Annotated in this window: 21 protein-coding genes and 1 tRNA gene; 12 read left to right on the top strand and 10 right to left on the bottom strand. The window is 70.1% G+C overall.

The window, feature by feature from the left end:
* The first annotated feature begins 45 nt into the window (after positions 1-45).
* The 6 genes from QMK30_RS07715 to QMK30_RS07690 all read left to right on the top strand — a co-directional run bounded on the left by QMK30_RS07715 (position 46) and on the right by QMK30_RS07690 (position 8,398).
* On the top strand, positions 46-2,601 hold the full coding sequence (locus tag QMK30_RS07715) for a bifunctional SulP family inorganic anion transporter/carbonic anhydrase (protein ID WP_283516431.1): 2,556 nt from the start codon (positions 46-48) through the stop codon (positions 2,599-2,601).
* Positions 2,602-2,984: 383 nt separating this feature from the next.
* The gene (acs, locus tag QMK30_RS07710; protein WP_283516430.1) at positions 2,985-4,940 is read left to right on the top strand and encodes an acetate--CoA ligase; all 1,956 of its coding nucleotides are present in this window, start codon (positions 2,985-2,987) and stop codon (positions 4,938-4,940) included.
* Positions 4,941-5,111: 171 nt separating this feature from the next.
* Positions 5,112-6,545, top strand: a complete 1,434-nt coding sequence (gene nhaA / locus QMK30_RS07705) for a Na+/H+ antiporter NhaA (protein WP_283516572.1) — start codon at positions 5,112-5,114, stop codon at positions 6,543-6,545.
* Positions 6,546-6,642: 97 nt separating this feature from the next.
* Positions 6,643-7,101 (top strand): phage holin family protein, encoded by a 459-nt coding sequence (locus QMK30_RS07700; RefSeq protein ID WP_283516429.1) that lies wholly within the window; start codon positions 6,643-6,645, stop codon positions 7,099-7,101.
* A complete protein-coding gene (locus tag QMK30_RS07695; RefSeq protein ID WP_283516428.1) occupies positions 7,098-8,036 on the top strand; it encodes an alpha/beta fold hydrolase in 939 nt (312 codons plus the stop codon). Before QMK30_RS07700 ends, QMK30_RS07695 begins: the two co-directional genes overlap by 4 nt.
* Positions 8,037-8,212: 176 nt before the next feature.
* Positions 8,213-8,398: a hypothetical protein gene (locus tag QMK30_RS07690; RefSeq protein WP_283516427.1), complete on the top strand. Its 186-nt coding sequence runs from the start codon at positions 8,213-8,215 to the stop codon at positions 8,396-8,398.
* Positions 8,399-8,437: 39 nt separating this feature from the next.
* On the opposite strand, the gene QMK30_RS07685 is transcribed toward QMK30_RS07690, so the two are convergent.
* From QMK30_RS07685 to nth, 4 genes are all read right to left on the bottom strand, one after another.
* Positions 8,438-9,787, bottom strand: a complete 1,350-nt coding sequence (locus QMK30_RS07685) for a 6-phospho-beta-glucosidase (protein WP_283516426.1) — start codon at positions 9,785-9,787, stop codon at positions 8,438-8,440.
* Between the two features lie 16 nt (positions 9,788-9,803).
* Complete coding sequence (locus QMK30_RS07680; protein WP_283516425.1) at positions 9,804-11,009, bottom strand: MarP family serine protease; 1,206 nt, start codon at positions 11,007-11,009, stop codon at positions 9,804-9,806.
* A gap of 13 nt (positions 11,010-11,022) precedes the next feature.
* A complete protein-coding gene (locus QMK30_RS07675) occupies positions 11,023-11,748 on the bottom strand; it encodes an NUDIX hydrolase (protein ID WP_283516424.1) in 726 nt (241 codons plus the stop codon).
* A gap of 130 nt (positions 11,749-11,878) precedes the next feature.
* Positions 11,879-12,793 carry an endonuclease III gene (gene nth / locus QMK30_RS07670; protein ID WP_502963086.1) on the bottom strand — a complete coding sequence of 305 codons (915 nt, stop codon included), beginning with the start codon at positions 12,791-12,793 and terminating at the stop codon, positions 11,879-11,881.
* A 182-nt stretch (positions 12,794-12,975) separates the two neighbouring features.
* Between nth and QMK30_RS07665 the strand changes: the two genes are divergently transcribed.
* Positions 12,976-13,650, top strand: coding sequence for a Crp/Fnr family transcriptional regulator (locus tag QMK30_RS07665; RefSeq protein WP_031090867.1), 675 nt, complete (start codon positions 12,976-12,978; stop codon positions 13,648-13,650).
* An 87-nt stretch (positions 13,651-13,737) separates the two neighbouring features.
* On the opposite strand, the gene QMK30_RS07660 is transcribed toward QMK30_RS07665, so the two are convergent.
* The 4 genes from QMK30_RS07660 to sp36 all read right to left on the bottom strand — a co-directional run bounded on the left by QMK30_RS07660 (position 13,738) and on the right by sp36 (position 16,200).
* Complete coding sequence (locus tag QMK30_RS07660; protein ID WP_283516422.1) at positions 13,738-14,568, bottom strand: MBL fold metallo-hydrolase; 831 nt, start codon at positions 14,566-14,568, stop codon at positions 13,738-13,740.
* Entirely contained in the window at positions 14,565-15,431 is an 867-nt protein-coding gene (locus QMK30_RS07655) for an NUDIX hydrolase (RefSeq protein ID WP_283516421.1), read from the bottom strand. Before QMK30_RS07655 ends, QMK30_RS07660 begins: the two co-directional genes overlap by 4 nt.
* 128 nt (positions 15,432-15,559) lie before the next feature.
* On the bottom strand, positions 15,560-16,042 hold the full coding sequence (locus QMK30_RS07650) for a RidA family protein (protein WP_283516420.1): 483 nt from the start codon (positions 16,040-16,042) through the stop codon (positions 15,560-15,562).
* Positions 16,039-16,200, bottom strand: a complete 162-nt coding sequence (gene sp36, locus QMK30_RS07645) for a Sp36 family protein (protein ID WP_283516419.1) — start codon at positions 16,198-16,200, stop codon at positions 16,039-16,041. Before sp36 ends, QMK30_RS07650 begins: the two co-directional genes overlap by 4 nt.
* A gap of 71 nt (positions 16,201-16,271) precedes the next feature.
* Between sp36 and bagA the strand changes: the two genes are divergently transcribed.
* Positions 16,272-17,348, top strand: coding sequence for an ATPase BagA (bagA, locus tag QMK30_RS07640; RefSeq protein WP_283516418.1), 1,077 nt, complete (start codon positions 16,272-16,274; stop codon positions 17,346-17,348).
* Positions 17,345-18,799, top strand: a complete 1,455-nt coding sequence (gene bagB / locus QMK30_RS07635) for an ATPase BagB (RefSeq protein WP_283516417.1) — start codon at positions 17,345-17,347, stop codon at positions 18,797-18,799. The genes bagA and bagB overlap by 4 nt, the downstream gene beginning before the upstream one ends.
* A gap of 58 nt (positions 18,800-18,857) precedes the next feature.
* On the opposite strand, the gene QMK30_RS07630 is transcribed toward bagB, so the two are convergent.
* Positions 18,858-19,199, bottom strand: a complete 342-nt coding sequence (locus QMK30_RS07630; protein WP_283516416.1) for a WhiB family transcriptional regulator — start codon at positions 19,197-19,199, stop codon at positions 18,858-18,860.
* A gap of 395 nt (positions 19,200-19,594) precedes the next feature.
* Here QMK30_RS07630 and QMK30_RS07625 point away from each other — a divergent pair, with 395 nt between their 5' ends.
* Positions 19,595-21,877, top strand: a complete 2,283-nt coding sequence (locus QMK30_RS07625) for a transglycosylase domain-containing protein (protein WP_283516415.1) — start codon at positions 19,595-19,597, stop codon at positions 21,875-21,877.
* Between the two features lie 124 nt (positions 21,878-22,001).
* Here QMK30_RS07625 and QMK30_RS07620 read toward each other — a convergent pair whose 3' ends face one another.
* The gene (locus QMK30_RS07620) at positions 22,002-22,463 is read right to left on the bottom strand and encodes a GatB/YqeY domain-containing protein (RefSeq protein WP_283516414.1); all 462 of its coding nucleotides are present in this window, start codon (positions 22,461-22,463) and stop codon (positions 22,002-22,004) included.
* A 77-nt stretch (positions 22,464-22,540) separates the two neighbouring features.
* Between QMK30_RS07620 and QMK30_RS07615 the strand changes: the two genes are divergently transcribed.
* Positions 22,541-23,488 (top strand): metallophosphoesterase, encoded by a 948-nt coding sequence (locus QMK30_RS07615; protein ID WP_283516413.1) that lies wholly within the window; start codon positions 22,541-22,543, stop codon positions 23,486-23,488.
* A gap of 98 nt (positions 23,489-23,586) precedes the next feature.
* Positions 23,587-23,660: transfer RNA gene (locus tag QMK30_RS07610), tRNA-Pro, on the top strand.
* Positions 23,661-23,862 lie beyond the last annotated feature (202 nt).

The raw sequence follows: 23,862 nt of genomic DNA, 5'->3' as shown, positions 1-23,862 counted from the left end.
ACCCCACGTCCCGCGACCGCGCCGCCCCGGAGAAGACGGGAACCTATGTCTGCCTGCGTCCCCACTCGCAACGACCACACATCTCGCGCCACGCGCACATCCCTCGTGTCCCGATTCCAGCGCCCGCACGGCCCGCCGTCCGCCGGCCGCCCGCCCGGTGGCCGCCGCTTCCGTATCGCCGGAGCGGATCTGTCCGCATCGGTCGCCGTCTTCCTGATCGCGCTGCCGCTCTCCCTGGGCATCGCCCTCGCCACCGGCGCACCGCTCCAGGCGGGCCTGGTCGCAGCCGCCGTCGGCGGCATCGTCGCCGGTCGGCTCGGCGGCTCCGCACTCCAGGTCAGCGGGCCCGCGGCCGGGCTCACGGTGGTCACAGCCGAGCTGATCCAGCGGTACGGATGGCGTACCACCTGCGCCATCACCGTGCTCGCCGGCGTCGCCCAACTCGCCCTGGCCACAGTGCGCGTGGCCCGATCCGCCCTCGCCGTCAGCCCGGCGATCGTGCACGGCATGCTGGCCGGCATCGGCGTCACCATCGCCCTCGCCCAGCTGCACATCGTCCTGGGCGGCACCCCGCAGAGCTCCGCGGTGGCCAATGTGCGCGGCCTGCCCGCCCAGTTGGCCGACCTGCATCCGGTCGCCCTGTCCGTGAGTGCCCTCACCGTCACGGTGCTGCTGCTCTGGCCGCGCATTCCAGGCCATACGGGCCGGATCGTGCGGAAGATCCCGGCCGCCCTCGCCGCGGTAGCCGCGGCCACCGCAGTCGCGGCGTTCGCCGGGCTGAGCCTGCCGCGCGTCGACCTGCCGTCCTGGCGCAGCCACGCCCTGCCCGAGCTGCCCGAGGGCCCGGTCCTCGGCATCCTGGCCGCCGTCCTCACCGTCACCCTGGTGGGCAGCGTCGAGTCGCTGCTGTCCGCCGTCGCCGTCGACAAGCTGGTTGCCGCCCGCAAGGAGCCGCGGATCAGGATCCCGCGGGCCAATCTCGACCGGGAGCTGGTCGGGCAGGGCGCGGCGAACATCGTCTCCGGTGCGCTCGGCGGACTGCCCATCACCGGAGTCGCCGTCCGCAGCGCCGCGAATGTGTCGGCGGGCGGGATCACCCGCAACTCGACGATGCTGCACGGCCTGTGGATCGTGCTCGCGGCCCTGCTCCTGGTACCCGTCCTCGATCTGATTCCGCTGGCCGCGCTCGCCGCACTGGTGATGTTCGTCGGCATCCAGATGGTGAACATCACCCACCTGCGCAGCGTGACGCGCCACCGGGAGATGCTCGTCTACGCGGTCACGATGGTCGCCGTGGTGCTCGACGGGGTGCTCGAAGGTGTGGTGATCGGCGTCGCGGTGGCGGTCGCCGTGGCACTGCACCGGCTGGCCAAGACCCGCATCACCGCCGAGATCTCGGCGGACGGCGTCCACCATGTGCGGGCGCGCGGGCAGTTGACGTTCCTCGCCGTGCCCAGGCTGAGCCGCACACTGAACCAGGTGCCCCAGGGGGCGCACGCGGTTGTCGAGCTGGACGGGGCGTTCATGGACCACGCGGCGTTCGAGGCCCTCCAGGACTGGCAGGACGCGCATGTCGCCCAGGGCGGCCGGGTCGAGGTCGCCGGGCGTTCGGACAACCGTTTCGCGGGCCCGGTCTCCGCCGCGCACACCTGCTGCCGGCCCTGGACGCCCTGGCGCAACCACCACTGCGACGACCACGGCACCGCGCCGGCCGACGGCTCCGGTAGGCCCGTGATCCAGTCACCCGCCGATTCCGCCCCCGATGCGGACCGGCACGACAGCCCCTCCCGGACCACTCAGGCCACTCGGGCCACCCAGTCCGACCACCCCATCCGCTCCGTCGCACCGAGACGGGCGAGCGGCGGTCAACTGGCCAGCGGGCTCAGCGCCTTCCAGCGCAATACGGCGCCGCTGGTTCGCGAGGAGCTGGCCCGGCTGGCGCGCGAGGGGCAGCGGCCCTCGCAGCTCTTCATCACCTGCGCCGACTCCCGCCTGGTCACCAGCATGATCACGTCCAGCGGCCCCGGCGACCTCTTCACCGTACGCAATGTGGGAAATCTGGTGCCCCCGCCGGGCGCGGTGGGTGCGGACGACTCGGTGGCCGCGGCCATCGAGTACGCCGTGGACGTGCTGAAGGTGGGGTCCATCACCATCTGCGGGCACTCCGGCTGCGGAGCGATGCAGGCCCTGATGAATACGCCGTCGGACGGCGCGCAGTCACCCCTGCGCCGCTGGCTGCGGCACGGGCTGCCCAGCCTGGAGCGGATGAAGAGCCGTCACCACTCCTGGGCGCGGATCTCCGGGAGGCTGCCGACCGACGCGATCGAGCAGCTCTGTCTGACCAATGTGGTCCAGCAGTTGGAGCATCTGCGCAGCCACGAGGCAGTGCAGCGGGGGCTCGCCGAAGGCGCGCTCGAACTGCACGGCATGTACTTCCATGTCGGCGAGGCCCAGGCGTATCTCCTGGAGGACGGCGCGCTGGTCGGCGAGAGCGCGGAGGTCTTCGACCGGATCGGCCCCTCGGCGTACGACGACGAAGGCATGCACCCGGGGAAACTCGAAGGGCCGCCCGACGGCTCACGCGAAGAGTCACGCGTCTGACGGCCGAGGTCCGGAAGGTCCCGGGGCTCCGGAGGCCCAGGACCTCGAAGGAGAGTCGCGCGTCCGAACCGCACCACCCTCCCGCCCGTAAGACCGGCCTGAACCGCACCACACTCGCGCCCCTGAGACCGGCCTGAACCGCACCACCCTCCCGTCCGTAAGACCGGGTCTGAACCGGACCGCCCTCCCGTCCGTGAGACCGTACGGCGCCTCCCCGCGCGACCCGCCGGGAGGCGCCGTACGCACTTCGTGAATCAGCCGCCGCACCGGCCCACCGCAGCTCACAGGTCTAAACCAATTCCGGGAAGCCTCTTGTCACCCGGGCACGGGACTGATGAGCTAGGGGACGGGACACATCGGACGCCCTGGGAAAGGGAGATGTCGTGAGCAACGAAAGCCTGGCCAACCTTCTGAAGGAGGAGCGCCGCTTCGCTCCGCCTGCTGAGCTGGCCGCGAACGCCAATGTGACGGCGGAGGCGTACGAACAGGCCGAGGCGGACAGGCTGGGCTTCTGGGCCGAGCAGGCCCGGCGGCTCACTTGGGCCACCGAGCCGACCGAGACCCTCGACTGGTCGAATCCGCCGTTCGCGAAGTGGTTCGCAGACGGCAAGCTCAACGTCGCGTACAACTGCGTGGACCGCCACGTCGAGGCGGGCAACGGCGACCGCGTCGCCATCCACTTCGAGGGCGAGCCCGGCGACAGCCGCGCGATCACCTACGCCGAGCTCAAGGACGAGGTATCGCGCGCCGCGAACGCCCTCTCCGAGCTGGGCGTGCGCAAGGGCGACCGCGTCGCCGTCTATCTGCCGATGATCCCCGAGGCAGCCGTGGCCATGCTGGCCTGCGCCCGGATCGGCGCCGCGCACTCGGTCGTCTTCGGCGGCTTCTCGGCCGAAGCCGTCGCGTCCCGCATCCAGGACGCCGACGCCAAGCTGGTCATCACCGCGGACGGCGGCTACCGGCGCGGCAAGCCCACCGCCCTCAAGCCCGCCATCGACGAGGCCGTCGCCAAGTGTCCGCAGGTCGAGCATGTGCTCGTCGTGCGGCGTACGGGCCAGGACACCGCGTGGGACACCGGCCGGGACGTGTGGTGGGACGAGATCGTCGCCCGCCAGTCCGCGGAGCACACCCCCGAGGCGTTCGACGCGGAGCACCCGCTCTTCATCCTCTACACCTCGGGGACGACGGGCAAGCCCAAGGGCATCCTGCACACCTCGGGTGGTTACCTCACCCAGGCCGCGTACACCCACAACGCCGTCTTCGACCTCAAGCCGGAGACCGACGTCTACTGGTGCACGGCCGACATCGGCTGGGTGACCGGGCATTCGTACATCGTGTACGGACCGCTGGCCAACGGCGCGACGCAGGTCATGTACGAGGGCACGCCCGACACCCCCCACCAGGGGCGCTTCTGGGAGATCATCCAGAAGTACGGCGTCACGATCCTCTACACGGCGCCGACCGCGATCCGCACGTTCATGAAGTGGGGAGACGACATCCCCGCCAAGTTCGACCTGTCCTCGCTGCGGGTGCTCGGCTCGGTGGGTGAGCCGATCAACCCCGAGGCGTGGATCTGGTACCGGGGGAACATCGGCGCCGGGACGTGCCCGGTCGTCGACACCTGGTGGCAGACGGAGACCGGCGCGATGATGATCTCGCCGCTGCCCGGTGTCACCTCGACCAAGCCAGGATCGGCGCAGCGCGGCCTGCCCGGCATCTCGGCCACCGTCGTCGACGACGACGGCAACGAGGTCCCGAACGGCGGCGGCGGATATCTGGTCCTGACCGAGCCGTGGCCCGCCATGCTCCGTACGATCTGGGGCGACGACCAGCGGTTCATCGACACGTACTGGTCGCGCTTCCAGGGCAAGTACTTCGCGGGCGACGGCGCCAAGAAGGACGACGACGGCGACATCTGGCTGCTCGGCCGGGTCGACGACGTGATGCTGGTGTCCGGCCACAACATCTCGACCACCGAGGTCGAGTCGGCGCTGGTCGCCCACCCGAAGGTCGCCGAGGCGGCCGTCGTGGGCGCGGCGGACGCGACCACCGGTCAGGCGATCGTCGCGTTCGTGATCCTGCGCGGTACGGCCAGCGTGGACGACGGTCTGGTCGCGGAGCTGCGCAATCACGTCGGCACCACGCTCGGCCCGATCGCCAAACCCAAGCGCGTCCTCCCGGTGGCCGAGCTGCCCAAGACCCGCTCCGGCAAGATCATGCGCAGGCTGCTCCGCGATGTCGCGGAGAACCGCCAGCTGGGCGACGTCACCACGCTCACCGACGCCTCGGTCATGGACCTGATCCAGACCCAGCTGCCGAGCGCCTCCAGCGAGGACTGACCCCGCAGGCACCTGAAGCAGTATGGAAAGGGCACCCGCCTCCGCGCGCCGGGTGCCCTTTCCACTCGTAAGGTGAAGATCACCGGATCCGCCCTCGCGCACCACGGTAGGGTGATGACCGCGTCACGGACGCGTCAAACTCCATAGGTGCGCCGGGAAGTCTGGTCGGCAATGTGCTTCATGCTGCCCACCGACCGGAGGTCTCCACTCGTGGCCGCGCCCAGCCCCACCCGCAAGTTCCTCGGACATCTCTCGCTCCCCGAGCGCACCTACGTCGCGAACGCGCTGCGCGCCGAGACCGTCGGCGGCGTCCTCCTGCTGATCGCCGCCATCACCGCTCTGATCTGGGCCAATACGCCGCTGAGCAGCAGTTACGAGTCCGTACGCGCCTTCCACATCGGCCCTTCGTCGCTGGGCCTGGACCTGTCCGTCCAGCACTGGGCCGCCGACGGCCTGCTCGCCGTCTTCTTCTTCGTCGCCGGCATCGAGCTCAAGCGCGAGCTCGTCGCGGGTGAACTGCGCGATCCGAAGGCCGCCGCGCTCCCCGTGATCGCCGCGCTCTGCGGCATGGCCGTGCCCGCCCTGGTCTACGTCGCGGTGAACACCATCGGCGGCGGCTCAATGAGCGGCTGGGCCGTCCCGACGGCCACCGACATCGCGTTCGCGCTCGCCGTCCTCGCGGTCATCGGCACCTCACTGCCGTCCGCGCTGCGCGCCTTCCTGCTCACCCTGGCCGTCGTCGACGATCTCTTCGCCATCCTGATCATCGCGGCCTTCTTCACCAGCGACATCGACTTCGCGGCGCTCGGCGGCGCGGTCGTCGGCCTCGCCGTCTTCTGGGTGCTGCTGCGCAAGAACGTGCACGGCTGGTACCTCTACGTCCCACTCGCCCTGGTGATCTGGGGGCTGATGTACAACAGCGGCGTGCACGCCACGATCGCCGGAGTCGCGATGGGTCTGATGCTCCGCTGCTCGCGCCGCGAGGATGAGGAGCACTCCCCCGGCGAGCACATCGAGCACCTCGTACGTCCCCTCTCCGCCGGTCTCGCCGTGCCGCTGTTCGCGCTCTTCTCCGCCGGGGTCACCCTTTCCGGCGGTGCGCTCGGCGATGTGTTCACCCGGCCCGAGACCCTCGGTGTGGTCCTGGGCCTGGTGGTGGGCAAGGCCGTCGGCATCTTCGGCGGCACCTGGCTGGCGGCCCGCTTCACCAGGGCCGAGCTCAACGACGACCTGGCCTGGCCCGATGTGTTCGCCGTCGCCACACTCGCCGGCATCGGCTTCACCGTCTCGCTGCTCATCGGCGAGCTCGCGTTCGGCGGGGACGCCGAGCTGACCGGGCAGGTCAAGGCGGCCGTACTCATCGGCTCGCTGATCGCCGCCGTTTTTTCCGCGATTCTGCTCAAGCTGCGGGTACGCAGGTACCGTGCGCTGTTCGACGAGGAGGAGCGCGACGACGACCAGGACGGCATTCCGGACATCTACGAGCAGGACCAGCCGGAGTACCACCTGCGGATGGCCGCGATCTACGAACGGAAGGCCGCAGCCCACCGCAAGCTCGCCGAAGACCCCGGGGCAGCGAGCAACGACAGCGGCAGTCCGGCATGATCTGAGGGGCTGAGGTCTGAGGGGCTGAGGTCCGACATCAGACGCGTAGACGTTGACGTGAAAAAGTCGAATAAGAAGAAGGAAGAGTGAGTGAGCGATGAGCGACCCCGTCCGCACCGCTGACAGCGCCGACCGGAGCCTCGGTCAACTGGTCGCCACGGCGACCGCCGAGATGTCCGCTCTGATGCACGACGAGATCGCGCTGGCCAAGGCCGAGCTGCGGCAGGATGCCAAGCGTGTCGGCATCGGTGGCGGCGCCATCGGCATCGCCGGGGTGTTCGCACTCTTTTCGCTGCCGGTGCTCAGCTTGGCGGCGGCGTACGGCATCCACAACCTGGGGCTGGGGCTCGCCTGGTCCTTCCTGATCGTGGGCGGAGCGTTTCTGCTGCTCGCGGGGTTGCTGGCGCTGCTGGCCGTCCGCAAGTTCAAGAAGGTCAAGCCGCCGGAGAAGACCATCGCCTCGGCCAAGCAGACGGCGGCCGTACTCCAGAGCGTCAAGCCTCACCCCCGCCAGGTCGGTGACAAGGCCGCGGTTGTGGCACGCTCGTCCACATGACGGCCCCTGAATCCGGATCCGCACCATCCCCCTCCGCCGTACGCATCGATGGCCCGTGGACCCACCGCGACGTGGCGGCCAATGGTGCGCGCTTCCACATCGCGGAGGTCGGCGACGGGCCGCTGGTGCTGCTGGTTCACGGCTTCCCACAGTTCTGGTGGACGTGGCGGCACCAGCTGACCGCGCTCGCCGACGCGGGCTTCCGGGCCGTCGCCATGGACCTGCGGGGCGTGGGCGGCAGCGACCGTACGCCGCGCGGGTACGACCCGGCGAACCTCGCGCTGGACATCACCGGTGTGGTGCGGTCGCTGGGCGAGCCGGACGCGGCGCTGGTCGGGCACGACCTGGGCGGCTATCTGGCGTGGACCGCAGCCGTGATGCGGCCCAAGCTGGTGCGCCGGCTCGTGGTCTCCTCGATGCCGCACCCGCGCCGCTGGCGCTCGGCGATGCTCTCCGACGTCTCGCAGTCGCGGGCCGGATCGTACGTATGGGGATCCCAGCGGCCGTGGGTGCCGGAGCGTCAGCTCATGGCGGACGACGCGGCGCTGGTGGGCCGGCTGATCCGCGACTGGTCGGGGCCGCGGCTGCCGGACGACGAGGACATCGACGTCTACCGGCGGGCCATGTCCATCCCGTCGACGGCGCACTGTGCGATCGAGCCGTACCGGTGGATGGTGCGGTCGATGGCGCGGCCCGACGGCATCCTCTTCAACCGCAGGATGAAGCGGCCTGTGCAGGTGCCGACGCTGCATCTGCACGGCTCACTGGACCCGGTGATGCGCACCCGCAGCGCGGCGGGCTCCGGGCAGTACGTCGAAGCTCCTTACCGCTGGCGGCTGTTCGACGGTCTGGGGCACTTCCCGCACGAGGAGGACCCGACGGCCTTCTCGGCGGAGCTGGTGAACTGGCTCAAGGACCCCGAGCCCGACCGGTGATCGTTCCCTGGTCGACTGCCGACCGGCCGTCGACCAGGGAACGATCACCGTGCGCGACTCCCGCTGCTGCACATATTTGAACACTTGCCCTACGAACAGCCAATTGCCCGGCGCATAGGCCAAATTGGTGCCCCTGAGGCGATTACCGACCTTGGGGCACGGGCAGACGTCGGGGTATGGGCTCGACGCACGACTACGGTGACGCAGCACGCAACCGCCGCTCGGCAATGACGCTGGGCGCCCACGGAAGGGGCGGTTCTCCGGATCAGAGCCATGATCTCCGTCTCGGAATTCCGCGCATCCTCCGCCGCCGGGCCCGCTGGGTCTCGGCGCGACTGCGCCATCCGCATCCCCGCGATTGACCTCCGCGGCGGAAGCCGTTCACGGCGGACCTACGGGCGTCACTTGAGGTAGTCAAGTCCGGGGTGCGCGCTCCGGTAGCCGTCGAGGAGCCTGCGCGCCACCCCGACCGAGTCGACGAGCGGGTGCAGGGCGAACGCCTTCACCGCCGCCCGCGCCGACCCGCTGCCGCCCGCCTCAAGCACGCACCGCTCCACCGCCTTGACGGCGGCCACCAGGCCCGCCTCGTGGCCGGTCAGCGGCGCGACGGGGAGGGGACGGGCGCCGGACGCGCCGACCAGGCACGGGACCTCGATGACGGCTGCCTCATCGAGCACGGCGAGCGTGGAGCCGTTGCGGACGTTCAGGATGAGCGTGGCGGCCTCGTCGCGGGCGATGGCCCGCATCAGGGCCAGCGCGACGTACTCGTACCCGCCGGACTCCAGGTCGTCGGCGGCCCGTTCGCCCGCGCCCGCCGCCTCCCTGTTCTCCGCCATGTACGTGGCTTCGCGCTCGGCGCGCGTACGGTCCCAGGCGGACCAGGCCGCCGGCGCGCCGCCCGCCATCTCGTCGTAGAAGCGCGCCTGCTGGTCGCGGAGGAACGCGCCGCGGGTCTGCTTCGCGTCGCGGTAGGCGGTGACCGCCTCGCGGTTGAAGTAGTAGTAGTGCAGATACTCGTTGGGTACGGACCCGAGCGAGCGGAGCCAGTCGGCGCCGAAGAGCCTGCCCTCCTCGAAGGAGGTCAGGACGGCGTCGTCGGCGAACAGCCGCGGCAGCAGGTTCACCTCGGGGGCGTCCTCCGCGTACACGCCGCGCAGCCAGCCCAGGTGGTTGAGCCCCACGTAGTCCAGCCGGGCCCGCGTCGGGTCGGCGCCGAGCACCCTGGCGACGCGGCGGCCCAGGCCCACGGGTGAGTCGCAGATCCCGATGACGCGCTCGCCGAGGTGGGCGGACATGGCCTCGGTGACCAGGCCCGCCGGGTTGGTGAAGTTGATGACCCAGGCGTCCGGGGCGAGCCGGGCGACCCGCCGCGCGATGTCGACGGCCACGGGGACGGTACGCAGTCCGTACGCGATCCCGCCCGCGCCCACCGTCTCCTGGCCCAGGACGCCCTCGGCCAGGGCGATGCGCTCGTCGGCCGCGCGGCCCTCCAGGCCGCCGACGCGGATCGCGGAGAAGACGAAGTCGGCGCCGCGCAGGGCCTCGTCGATGTCGGTGGTGACGGTCACGGCCGGCGCGTCGGCCACGCCGTCCGCCTGGTCGCGCAGGACCCGGGCGATGGCGGTCAGCCTGGCGGTGTCCAGGTCGTGGAGGGTGACGTGGGTGACGCGGCCCTCGGCGCGGTCGCGCAGGAGCGCCCCGTACACCAGTGGAACGCGGAATCCCCCGCCGCCCAGAATCGTCAGACGCATGTCGTTGTCCGGCCTCTCAGAGCGCGCATCCCTGGCTGTCGACCTGCTGGTTGGCGCCGAGGCCGGCGCGGACGTCCTCGCGGACCTCGTCGGCCGTCAGGGCGTAACCGGTTTCGGCGTCGTCGAGCGACTTGGCGAAGATCACGCCGGACACCTTGCCCTCGGGGGTGAGCAGCGGGCCGCCCGAGTTGCCCTGGCGGACCGTCGCGAAGAGCGAGTAGACGTCTCGGCGGACCGTGCCGCGGTGGTAGATGTCCGGCCCGTTGGCGTTGATCCGGCCGCGGACGCGGGCGGAGCGCACGTCGTATCCGCCGTTCTCCGGGAAGCCCGCAACGATCGCGCTGTCCCCACTGCGGGCGTCCGCCCCGGTGTCGGCGAATTCGAGCGCGGGGGCCTTGAGGTTCGGTACGTCAAGGACGGCGATGTCGCGCTCCCAGTCGTAGAGCACCACCTTCGCGTCGTACAACCGGCCCTCGCCGCCTATCTGGACGGTGGGCTCGTCCACCCCGCCGACCACATGGGCGTTGGTCATCACACGGCGGTTGGAGAAGACGAATCCGGTGCCTTCGAGGACCTTGCCGCAGCTCTGCGCGGTACCGACGACCTTGACGATGGACCGCTTGGCGCGGGCCGCGACCGGGCTGCCCGCGAGCGCCGGGTCCGGGGCCTCGACCTCGGTGATCGGCTCATTGGAGAAGGGGCTGAAGACCTGCGGGAAGCCGTTCTGCGCGAGAATGGAGCTGAAGTCCGTGAACCAGGTGCTCGCCTGGTCGGGCATCACCCGCGAGACCCCCAGGAGCACCTTGGAGCTGCGCACCTCCTTGCCGACCGTGGGCAGCGAGGTGCCCGCCAGCGCGGAGCCGATCAGCCAGGCGACCAGCAGCATCGCGACGACGTTGACCAGCGCGCCGCCGGTGGCGTCCAGGGCGCGCGCCGGTGACCAGGTGATGTGTCTGCGGAGCTTGTTGCCCAGGTGGGTCGTGAACGCCTGGCCCACCGAGGCGAACACGATCACGATCACGACCGCGACGACGGCGGCCGTGGAGCTGACCTCTGATCCGTCGGTCAACTGGTCCCACAGGAAGGGCAGCAGGTAGACCGCGACGACGCCGCCGCCGAGGAAGCCGATCACCGACAGAATGCCGACGACGAATCCCTGGCGGTAGCCGACGATCGCGAACCACACCGCGGCGACCAGCAGCAAGATGTCCATGACATTCACGTGGGCCACCCTGTCATGCGTGCCAGTCGAGCGGGACTTGCCTGGAGCGGTCCCAAGGACGCTCCCAGCCCGCGAAGTGAAGGATCTTGTCGATGACCCCCGCCGTGAATCCCCAGACCAGCGCGGATCCGACCGCGAAAGCGGGCCCAGTGTGTCCACGCGGGTGCACGCTCGTCACGCGGTTGCGCGGATCAGTGAGATGCGCCACGGGGACGGTGAAGACGCTGGCGGTCTCGGCGAGGTCGACGGCGCCGACCGGGCTCGGCTCGCGCCACCAGCCGAGGACGGGCGTCACGACGAAGCTGCTGACCGGGATGTAGAGCCGGGGCAGCACGCCGAAGATCTGGACGCCGGACGGATCGAGCCCGGTCTCCTCCTCGGCCTCGCGCAGCGCGGCCCGCAGCGGTCCCGTCGTCTCCGGGGCGCCGTCGGCCGGGTCGAGCGCGCCGCCCGGGAAGGACGGCTGCCCCGCGTGCGAACGCAGAGTGCCCGCACGCTCCATGAGCAGCAGCTCGGGCTCCCCGTCCGCGCCCTCGCCGAAGAGGACCAGCACGGCCGACTGGCGGCCACTGCCGCTCTCCGGCGGCAGGAACCGGCTGAGCTGCTCGGGCCGCACGTCCCTGGCGACCCGCGCCACCGGCTCCAGCCACTCGGGCAGCCCTCGGCTCGTCACCGTGATGTCGGGCAGTCCGGCACCTTCGGCCGGCCTGCCGTCGCAGGTCTCACTCGCACGCGTCATAGGCACCCCCGTCTCTCCCAACGCCCACCCGGGGCCCGATGGTTCCGCCCGGTCATGTGGTTCTGCCAGGTCACACCGTCCACCGGGGCACGCCCGGTGACGCCGTCACCCGCCGCACTGCCCGCTGCCGTCACCCGGCGGCGCCCAGCGCGGGCGCCGGCTTGCCGGGATAGTCCGGCGGGGGCCTCAGGCGCTGACCCGGGTGGCCCCCCATCTCGTACTTGAGGAGCTTCCGCGCCTTCTCGGGGTCCGTCTCACCCTCGCCGTACGAAGGGCACAGCGGCGCGATCGGGCAGGCGCCGCAGGCGGGCCTGCGGGAGTGGCAGATCCGGCGGCCGTGGAAGACGACGCGATGCGAGAGCATCGTCCACTCGCTCTTCGGGAAGATCGCGGCGACGTCGGCCTCGACCTTCTCCGGGTCCTCCTGATCGGTCCACTTCCAGCGGCGCACGAGTCGGCCGAAGTGGGTGTCGACGGTGATCCCGGGGATGCCGAAGGCATTGCCGAGCACCACGTTGGCCGTCTTGCGGCCGACGCCGGGGAGCGTGACCAGGTCCGCGAGGCGGCCGGGCACCTCGCCGCCGAAGTTGTCCCTCAGGGCGGCGGACAGGCCGAGCAGGGAGCGGGCCTTGGCGCGGAAGAAACCCGCCGGCCTGATGATCGCCTCCAGCTCCTCCGGAGCCGCTGCGGCCAGGTCCTCCGGCGTCGGATACCTGGCGAAGAGCGCGGGCGTGGTCTGGTTGACCCTCAGGTCGGTCGTCTGGGCGGAGAGGACCGTGGCGACGAGCAGCTCGAAGGAATTCTCGAAGTCGAGCTCGGGGTGCGCGTACGGATAGATCTCGGCCAGCTCGCGATTGATCCGGCGGGCCCGGCGGACCATGGCGAGACGCGACTCGGGCTTGGTAGTCTTGACACCCTTGGGCGATTTGGGGGTTTTAGAAGGATTTTTGGGCGAGGCCGGAGGCTGTTCGCCCACAGCGGAATTATTGCTTGCGGTCACCTGTCCAGCCCCCTTGGCCTGCGCTCTCACCGGCGTTTTGGACACCCGGCCAGCCTAAAGCCCCACACTGACATCCGACCCGGTCACCGCCAATTGCCAACCCAATCGGCCCCCTGCCGCACGGTCACGGACGCATGTACGTCAAGCTTGTGACTGATCGCACTGTTTTACCGTCCGGCATCATGGAGACCACCGGTCCCCTGAGCAGGTCGACAAGGAGAGAACTCGTGGACGACGTTCTGCGGCGCGCCCCGCTCTTCGCGGCGCTCGATGACGAGCAGGCCGCGGAGCTCCGCGCCTCAATGAGTGAGGTGACGCTCGCTCGCGGCGACGCCCTCTTTCACGAGGGCGACCCCGGCGACCGCCTGTACGTGGTGACCGAAGGAAAGGTGAAGCTCCACCGCACCTCCCCGGACGGCCGCGAGAACATGCTGGCCGTCCTCGGACCCGGCGAGTTGATCGGCGAGCTGTCGCTCTTCGACCCGGGCCCGCGCACCGCCACCGCCAGCGCACTGACCGAGGTCAAGCTCCTCGGCCTCGGCCACGGCGACCTCCAGCCCTGGCTGAACGCCCGCCCCGAGGTGGCCACGGCGCTGCTCCGCGCGGTCGCCCGTCGGCTGCGCAAGACCAACGACCAGATGTCCGACCTGGTCTTCTCCGACGTGCCCGGCCGCGTGGCCCGTGCGCTCCTCGACCTGTCGCGCCGCTTCGGCGTCCAGTCGGAGGAGGGCATCCACGTGGTGCACGACTTGACGCAGGAGGAGCTCGCCCAGTTGGTCGGCGCCTCCCGCGAGACGGTCAACAAGGCGCTCGCGGACTTCGCGGGCCGCGGCTGGCTGCGCCTGGAGGCGCGCGCCGTGATCCTGCTGGACGTCGAGCGACTGGCCAAGCGCTCGCGCTGAAGCCTGCCCTACGCGGCTGTGTGAGGGGGCCCCGCCGAGCGGGGCCCCCTCCGCGTCCGTCCCGGCGGGCCTTCTCCCACCCCGGCCTCAGATCAGGCCGTGTTCCCGCAGGTATTCCAGCTGCGCCCGCGTCGAGAGCTCGGCCGCGGGCCACAGCGAGCGGTCCACGTCCGCGTACACGTGCGCCACCACGTCGGGCGCGCTGACGTACCCGTTCTCGACGGCGGTCTCGACCTGCGCGAGGCGGCTCGCGCGGTGCGCCAGGTAGAACTCGACCGCCCCCTGCGCGTCTTCGAGCACCGGCCCATGCCCTGGCAGCACGATGTGCACCCCGTCGTCGACCGCCAGCGAGCGCAGCCGCCGCAGCGAGTCGAGGTAGTCTCCGAGCCGCCCGTCCGGGTGCGCCACCAGCGTCGTACCGCGCCCGAGGATCGTGTCGCCCGTCAGCACCGCCCGGTCGGCCGGCAGGTGGAAGCAGAGCGAGTCGGCGGTATGGCCCGGCGTCGGTACGACGCGCAGCTCCAGGCCGCCGGTGGTGATGACGTCGCCCGCCCCGAGCCCCTCGTCGCCGAGCCGCAGCGCGGGATCCAGGGCCCGTACGGACGAGCCCGTCAGCTCGGCGAAGCGGGCCGCGCCCTCCGCGTGGTCCGGGTGCCCGTGCGTGAGGAGGGTCAGCGCGACGCGCTTGCCCGCCCGCTCCGCCATGGCGACCACGGCCCGCAGGTGTACGTCGTCCAGCGGGCCCGGGTCGACGACGACCGCCAGGTCGGAGCCCGGCTCCGAGACGATCCAGGTGTTGGTGCCGTCCAGCGTCATCGCGGAGGGGTTGGGGGCCAGGACGTTGACCGCCCGGTCGGTGGCGGGCCCGGAGAGCACCACGCCGCGCGGCTGACCGGGCAGGGCCGCTGCTTCCGTCATGAGTCACCGCCCGCCGGGATGAACTTGGTGAACTCGTCGTGGCCGGGCCAGCTGAGAACCACCTGGTGGCCCTCCAGGCGCGCCCGCGCGAGCACCGGCGTCATGTCCTGGTCCGAGGCGCCCGCGAGCGCCTCGGCGGCCGTACGGTACGGCTGGAGCCGCCGCAGCGTCGCGACCGTCGGCGGCATCATCAGCAAATCGCCCCGGTCGTAGCCCGCAGCGGCGTCGGCCGGAAGGGTCCACACCGTGCGGTCGGCCTCCGTCGAGGCGTTACGGGTCCGCTGCCCGGCCGGCAGCGCGGCCACGAAGAACCACGTGTCGTACCGCTTCGGCTCGAACTCCGGGGTGATCCAGCGCGCCCACGCACCCAGCAGGTCCGAGCGCAGCACCAGCGAGCGGCGCTGCAGGAAGTCGGCGAAGGACAGCTCGCGGGCCACCAGGGCCCGGCGGTCCGCCTCCCACTCCTCACCCGTGGTGTCGTCGACGACCGTGTCCGCCGTCGGGCCGGCGAGCAGCACGCCCGCCTCCTCGTACGTCTCCCGCACCGCCGCGCACACGATGGCCTGCGCGGACGCGGAATCCACCCCGAGCCGCAGCGCCCAGTCCTCCAGCGAAGGACCGGCCCAGCCCACCTGGTGATCGTCGTCGCGCGGGTCCACACCGCCCCCCGGATACGCGTACGCGCCTCCGGCGAAAGCCATGGAGGCGCGTCTGCGCAGCATGTGTACGGCGGGTCCCGACGCGCCGTCCCGCAGCAGGATCACGGTCGCGGCCCGCCTGGGGGTCGCAGCCGTGAGCTCACCGTTCGCCAGGGCGCGGATACGGTCGGGCCATTCGGGTGGATACCACTGACCATTGGACATGGCCGGATGCTACGACCAACCCCGACGATGTTCGAGAGTCACCCGGGCGGAACGGACGACGATGTTCGAGAGCCCCCGGGCGGACCAACGCGGCAGCGGGACCAGTCCTGAACGGGCTCGCCCCGGGATCAGTCCTGAACGAGCTCGACCTGGATCTCGACCTCGACCGGAGCGTCCAGCGGAAGCACGGCCACGCCGACCGCGCTGCGCGCGTGGACGCCCTTGACGCCGAGCACCTCGCCCAGCAGCTCACTCGCGCCATTGAGGACGGCGGGCTGGCCGGTGAAGTCCGCGGCCGACGCGATGAAGCCCACGACCTTCACGACGCGCGCGATGCGGTCCAGGTCACCGACGACCGACTTGACGGCCGCCAGTGCGTTCAGCGCGCAGATCCGCGCCAGGTCCTTGGCCTCCTCGGGGGTCACTTCCGCGCCGACCTTGCCGGTGCACGGGAGCTTGCCCCCCACCATCGGGAGCTGGCCCGAGGTGTAGACGTACACGCCGGAGCGCACCGCCGGCTGGTACGTGGCCAGCGGCGGCACGACCTCGGGAAGCGTCAGGCCGAGCTCGGCGAGCCTCGCCTCGACCGTTCCGGCGGCGGCGCCGCTCATGCGTGCTTCTCCCGCTTCAGGTAGGCCACCAGCTGCTCGGGGTTGTTGGGCCCGGGAACGACCTGGACGAGCTCCCAGCCGTCCTCGCCCCAGGTGTCCAGAATCTGCTTCGTCGCATGCACGAGAAGAGGCACAGTCGCGTATTCCCACTTGGTCATATGCCGACTGTAGTACCTGCCACAGGCAGTCCCCTGCGTAGCCCGCGCCCCGACTGGTTAGGCTCAAAGACGTGAGCAGGCTCCAGGTCGTCAGCGGCAAGGGCGGTACCGGAAAGACCACGGTGGCCGCCGCACTCGCGCTCGCCCTCGCGACGGAGGGCAAACGCACTCTTCTGGTGGAGGTCGAAGGCAGACAGGGCATCGCGCAGCTCTTCGAGACGGAAGCGCTCCCCTACGAGGAGCGGAAGATCGCGGTCGCACCGGGCGGCGGGGAGGTGTACGCCCTGGCGATAGACGCCGAACGCGCGCTCCTCGACTACCTCCAGATGTTCTACAAGCTGGGCGGAGCGGGCCGGGCACTCAAGAAGCTCGGCGCGATCGACTTCGCGACCACCATCGCCCCGGGTGTCAGGGACGTCCTGCTGACCGGCAAGGCGTGCGAGGCGGTCCGGCGCCGGGACAAGAAGAACCAGTACGCGTACGACCACGTCGTGATGGACGCGCCGCCGACGGGCCGCATCACGCGCTTCCTGAACGTGAACGACGAGGTGGCCGGCCTCGCCAAGTTCGGCCCGATACACAATCAGGCGCAGGCGGTGATGCGCGTCCTGAAGTCACCGGAGACACAGGTCCACCTGGTGACCCTCCTGGAGGAGATGCCGGTCCAGGAGACCGTGGACGGCATCAGGGAGCTGCGCGCCGCCGAGCTGCCCCTGGGCAACGTCATCGTGAACATGGTCCGCCCGCACCTCCTCGACGAGGAGGCCCTGCGTTCGGCGGCGGGCGAGCAGCGCACCGCGGTCGCCAGGGCGCTCTCGGAGGCCGGTTTGGGCAGCGCGCGCCGCGGCGGCCTCGCCGAGCGCCTGGTCGACCCGCTCCTCGAACAGGCCGCGGAGCACGCACAGCGCGTCGAGCTGGAGCGCGAGCAGCGCGCGGTACTGGCCGGGCTGGATCTGACGACGTACGAACTGCCGCTCATCGGGGCGGGTTTGGACCTCGCCGGGATCTACCGGCTGTCGAAGGAACTGCGCGCCCACCTGGCTGGGACGCATCCGTCCGGGAGCGATCCGTCGGCTACGGATCCGTCCGCGACCCGCCTGTCCGCGACCGACCTGTCCGGGATCCATCAGTCTGGGGGGACTTCATGACCGTGGACACCACCATGGACCCGGCGCCCGTGCTGGGCGTCGACGCACTGCTCGACGACCCGACGACCCGCATCATCGTGTGCTGCGGCTCCGGTGGCGTCGGCAAGACCACGACCGCGGCGGCCCTGGGGGTACGGGCTGCCGAGCGCGGCCGGAAAGTCGTGGTCCTCACCATCGACCCGGCCCGCCGCCTCGCCCAGTCCATGGGCATCGACGCGCTCGACAACACCCCGCGCCGGGTGAAGGGCGTGGACGAGTCGGCCGGGGGTGAACTCTGCGCCATGATGCTCGACATGAAGCGGACCTTCGACGAGATCGTCGAGGCGCACGCGGACGGCGACCGGGCCCGCGCGATCCTGGAGAACCCCTTCTACCAGTCCCTGTCGGCCGGATTCACGGGCACGCAGGAGTACATGGCGATGGAGAAGCTGGGTCAGCTGCGCGCCCGCGACGAGTGGGACCTGATCATCGTCGACACCCCGCCGAGCCGCTCCGCGCTGGACTTCCTGGACGCGCCCAAGCGGCTCGGGTCGTTCCTGGACGGCAAGTTCATCCGGATCCTGATGGCGCCCGCGAAGGTGGGCGGCCGGGCCGGGATGAAGTTCCTCAATGTCGGCATGTCGATGATGACCGGGACGCTCAGCAAGGTGATGGGGGGTCAACTACTGCGCGACGTACAGACTTTCGTGGCCGCCATGGACACCATGTTCGGCGGCTTCCGCACCCGTGCGGACGCGACGTACCAGCTGCTCCAGGCGCCCGGCACGGCCTTCCTCGTGGTCGCCGCCCCGGAACGGGACGCGCTGCGCGAGGCGGCCTACTTCGTCGAGCGGCTGTCGGCGGACAAGATGCCGTTCGCCGGGCTCGTACTCAACCGGGTCCACGGCAGCGGCGCCCCTCAGCTCTCGGCCGAGCGGGCACTTGCCGCCGCGGAAAATCTTGACGAGGGCCGCATTGTGGATCAGAGGGCCGGGAATGCTGGAGTTCGTGACTCCTCGGCCGCCTCTCCCACGGCCGGGGCCGCATCGGGCGCACCGACTCCGGATCCCTCACCGGAGAGCCCCCAGCAAGGCAGCCACACCCCGCAGGACGCCACCGCGCAGGATCACGACGTCGACAACACGCAGGCCGACGCCCAGGTCGGCACTCAGTCGGCCACGGGGGCCACTCAGCCGGCCGTTGAGACCCTTGAAGGCACTCGCCCGGCCGTCGAGGCTCAGCGGGTCCACAGCATTGAGCAGTTGACCGCGGGCCTGCTGCATCTGCATGCCGAGCGGATGCAGGTGCTCGCGCGCGAACAGCGGATGCGCGACCGCTTCACCGCGCTCCACCCCGAGGTGGCGGTGGCCGAAGTGCCCGCGCTGCCGGGCGATGTGCACGACCTCGCGGGATTGCGGGACATCGGCGACCGGCTCGCCGCCGGCCCCGATCGTCCTGCCTCTACGGCCTAGCGCTCCCAGGCCGGGTTCCACTTGGTGCGATCCACTTGGTGCAATCCGTCCAGTCCGCCTATCCCACCGCTGCGTACGCCATGTACGCCCCGTCCACATCGTCCTCGGGCAAAATGCCCGTGCTTCGCTCGTACTCGGTACGCGCCGTCTCCAGCAATCGGCGCCAGGAGGTGACTGTGGGACGCCTGCGCAGCAATGCGCGGCGCTCCCGCTCGGTCATTCCCCCCCACACGCCGAACTCGACGCGGTTGTCCAGCGCGTCGGCCAGGCACTCGGTCCGCACCGGACATCCGGTGCACACCGCCTTGGCCCTGTTCTGCGCTGCACCTTGTACGAACAGTTCATCCGGATCGGTAGTGCGGCAGGCTGCCTGCGCACTCCAGTCGGTTACCCAGCCCATCCCGGCGCCGTCCTCTCCCGAATCGAGGCTCCCCCACGGCGGCAGCGGCATATTCACCGCTGCCAGTTGAGGACGTTACGGAAGGTGGGCACAGCGCAACACCCCCTTCGGGCCCAATCTTGAATGGCCCGAACGGACTATGCGTAAGCGGCAGATCACCCGACGGAGTGAGTGAAGGGCATACGCGACCTACCCGGCAAACCGGGGTGGATAGGCTGGACCACAACGGGCGCCCGGTGACGCATGAGGCGGATTCGGACAGAGATCCGGCAGATTCGGGGCTGACGGATTCGCTGTCCGGGGCTTGATGCCAAACCGCACTGTTGTGACAGTTGAGAGCAGCTTAGGGCAGAGCCTTCATGTGTGTCCGGCGAATGAGAACGTAGGCTGCGCTCATGCCAATGAAGCGCTCGGGCGGAGGTCTCACCGGGACCCAGCAGGCCGCCAAATTCCTCGGTGTCGCCGTGCTCTCCGGAGCTGTGCTGGCGGGCATCGCCCTGCCGGCGGCCGGTGCGCTGGGCCTGGCGGCCAAGGGCACGGTCGAGGGATTCGACGAGATCCCCGCCAATCTCAAGACACCGCCGCTCAGCCAGCGCACCAGCATCCTCGATGTGCGGGGCGATCCGATCGCGACGGTCTACTCGCGCGACCGCACCGTGGTCGACCTCAAGGACATCTCCCCGTACATGCAGAAGGCCGTCGTCGCGATCGAGGACGCACGGTTCTACGAGCACGGGGCGATCGACCTGAAGGGTGTGCTGCGCGCGGCCAACCGCAACGCGCAGTCGGGCGGCGTCTCGCAGGGTGCGTCGACCCTCACGCAGCAGTATGTGAAGAACGTCTTCGTCGAGGAGGCCGGTGACGACCCCAACAAGGTCGCCGAGGCCACCCAGCAGACGCTCGGCCGCAAGGTCCGCGAGCTCAAGTACGCGATCCAGGTCGAGGAAGAGCTGGGCAAGAAGAAGATCCTTGAGAACTACCTCAACATCACTTTCTTCGGGCAGCAGGCGTACGGCGTCGAGTCGGCGTCCAAGCGCTACTTCAGCAAGTCCGCCAAGGACCTCAAGCTGGAGGAGGCCGCGCTGCTGGCCGGCATCGTCCAGTCGCCGAGCCGCTACGACCCGGTCAATGACACCGAGGAAGCGACGAAGCGGCGTAACACCGTGCTCCAGCGCATGGCCGACGTCCGCGACGTACCGCAGGCCGAGGCCGACCGCGCGAAGTCGGCCCCGCTGAAGCTGAAGGTCAGCAAGCCCAAGAACGGCTGCATCACGGCCGTCAGCGGCGCGGGCTTCTTCTGTGACTACGTGCGCGAGGTCTTCCACTCCGACCCGGCCTTCGGAAAGACGAAGGAGGAGCGGGCCAAGATCTGGAACAAGGGCGGCCTGAAGATCCGCACGACGCTCGACCCGCAGGCGCAGCAGTCGGTGCAGGCCTCGATAAAGGATCACGTCTACCAGTCGGACAAGGTCGCGACGGCGGTCACGCTGGTCGAGCCGGGCAGCGGCAAGGTCCTCGGGATGGGGCAGTCCAGGCCGTACGGCTTCGGCAGCACCGAGACCACGATCAACTTCTCCGCGAACAAGAACATGGGCGGGTCGGCCTACGGCTTCCCGACCGGTTCGACGTTCAAGCCGTTCGTGGCCGCGGCGGCCATAGAGCAGGGCATCCCGGCGAACAAGTCGTACTCGGCGCCGTACGAGATGGACTATCCGACGGTGAAGACCTGCAGCAACAAGCCCTGGGTGAACCTCGGCGGCGAGCGGGTGCCCAACGAGTCCGAGTCCGAGGTGGGCCCGTACCCCCTGAAGGAGGCAATGGCCCTCTCGGTCAACACCTACTTCATCCAGATGATCGAGGACATCGGCATCTGCCCGGTCACGAAGATGGCCGCCAAGCTCGGCGTGGTCCAGGCCGACGGCAAGAACCTCAAGGAGGTGCCCGCGATCTCGCTGGGCACCGAGGGCATGTCGCCGCTGACCATGGCCGGCGCGTACGCGACCTTCGCCAACCGGGGCACGTACTGCACGCCGATCTTCATCGAGGAGATCAACACGGCGGACGGCAAGAAGCTGCCGGTGCCGAAGACGAAGTGCAGCCGGGCGATGTCCGAGAAGACCGCGGACACCATCAACACCCTGCTCAAGGGCGTGGTCGACTCCGGTACGGGCCAGCAGGCCGGGCTCACCAACCGTGACAACGCGGGCAAGACGGGTACGACCGACGGCCGACACAACGCCTGGTTCGTCGGCTACACGCCGAACCTGGCCGGCGCGGTCTGGGTCGGCGCGGCCGGCGCCAGTCAGGTCCCGATGGAGAACATCACCATCGGCGGCGTTTACCACGACAAGGTGTACGGCGGTCAGGTCCCGGGACCGATCTGGAAGGACACCATGAGCGGCGCCCTGGACGGCAAGCCCGCCCCCGGCTTCAACTCGGTCAGCATCCCCAGGCCCGAGGGCGACCAGAGGGACAAGAGTGATGACGACAGTGACGACGGCGGCGATCAGGACGACGGCAAGCCCGGCGACAACGGCGGGGGCGGCGACGGCGGCGACGCGGGCGGCGACAACCCCTGGCCGGACATCTCCCTCCCGCCGGGCCTGATCGGCGGCGGCGACGGGGGTCGCGGGGGCGGCGGGAATGGCGGGAATGGCGGCGGCGGGAACTGGCCGTAGGGACGGCCATCGGTCGACGTAGAGCTGTGTAAATGGGGACGCACCCACCGATCCGGTGGGTGCGTCCCCATTTACAGCTTCCGGTTCCTCAGCTTGCTCAGCTTGCTCAGCTTGCTCAGCTTGCTCAGCTTGCGAGGAGCTTCTTCACGACGACAGCTACTCGACCACCCTCGGCGCGGCCTGCCACCTTCGGGTTCACGATCTTCATGACCGCGCCCATCGCGCGCGGGCCCTCGGCGCCGGCCGCCTTCGCCTCTTCGACGGCCTGTCCGACGATCGTGGTCAGCTCGTCGTCGCTCAGTTGCTGCGGCAGATAGGCATCAAGGAACTGGCCCTCGGCCTTCTCCCGCTCGGCCGACTCGGTCCGGCCGCCCTGGGCGAAGGCTTCGGCCGCCTCGCGGCGCTTCTTCGCCTCCCTGGCGATGACCTTCTGCACCTCGTCGTCGGAGAGCTCGCGCGATGTCTTGCCGCTGACCTCTTCCTTGGTGATCGCGGTGAGGGTCAACCGGAGCGTCGACGAGGCCAGCTCGTCACGCGCCTTCATGGCGGTGATGAGGTCTTCATGCAGCTTGGACTTGAGCGTCATGGGGGCCAGTGTGGCAGGTACGTACACGTGCACGCCCGCCGATTTCCTGTTACCGGCCGGTCTGCGACGATGGGCGCATGCGCGCTCGTTACGGAGTTCCCCTAAAGGTCACCGCAGGAATCACGGCCGTTGGCGCGGTGGGTCTCGCCTACGCCGCCGGCTTCGAGGCCCGTTCGTTCCGGCTCCGCCGGGTCAGTATTCCCGTACTGCCACCGGGGGCCCGGCCGCTGCGCGTGCTCCAGGTCTCCGACATCCACATGGTGAGCGGCCAGCGCAAGAAGCAGCGCTGGCTCCAGTCGCTGGCCGGGCTGCGCCCCGACTTCGTCGTGAACACCGGCGACAACCTGTCCGACCCGCAGGGCGTGCCCGAGGTCATGGACGCGCTGGGCCCGCTGATGGAGTACCCGGGCGTCTACGTCTTCGGCTCGAACGACTACTACGGGCCCAAGCCCCGCAACCCCGCGCGCTACCTCGTCGAGAAGACCCGCGGCCGGCACGGCCTGAACGGCAACCCGCCCGCAGTCGGCGTGGCGCACAACCCGTGGGAGGACCTGCGCGACGGCTTCGACGCGGCGGGCTGGCTGAACCTCACGAACACCCGGGGCCGGCTCAAGCTCGACGGCATGGAGATCGCCTTCACAGGCGTCGACGACCCGCACATCAAGCGGGACCGCTACGCGAAGGTGGCGGGCGGCCCGGAGGCCGGGGCGGACGTATCGATCGGCGTCGTGCACGCCCCGTACCTGCGCAGCCTGGACGCGTTCACGGCCGACGGCTACCCCCTGATCCTGGCGGGCCACACCCACGGCGGCCAGCTGTGCATCCCTTTCTACGGGGCGCTGGTCACCAACTGCGACCTGGACACGGACCGGGTCAAGGGCCTGTCCGCACACGAGGCGGACGGCAGGCGCTCGTACCTCCACGTCTCAGCGGGCTGCGGCACTAACCGCTACACCCCGGTCCGCTTCGCCTGCCCGCCTGAGGCGACGCTGCTGACCTTGACTGCGCGGGACGAGCACGCTTGAGGGGAGGAGGGGCGTCTGCCCAGCCCCCGGAAACCGGATTTCGCCTCCGGCGTCGCGTCCGCTAAAGTAATCGATGTCGCCGCGACGCGCGCGACAATCGGGGTGTAGCGCAGCTTGGCAGCGCGCTTCGTTCGGGACGAAGAGGTCGTGGGTTCAAATCCCGCCACCCCGACAGCTAAAACACCAGGTCAGGCCCGGTACTGAGAAATCAGTACCGGGCCTGACTTGTTTTTCCCAGGGCCTGGGGAGTGGCTGGGGAGTGGATCAAGGAAATCTCAATCCCAGAGCGTGTCGGAGGAATCCCGATGTGGGCAGCACAGACGCGCCCGTAGCCACCGTGCCCGGTCCCATCTACACGCCCCACACAGAACTGC

The organism is Streptomyces sp. H27-C3, assembly GCF_030063415.1.
Classification (GTDB): Bacteria; Actinomycetota; Actinomycetes; order Streptomycetales; family Streptomycetaceae; genus Streptomyces.
Note: the sequence above shows the minus strand (reverse complement) of the source record. Positions and strands in the feature narration are given on the sequence as shown.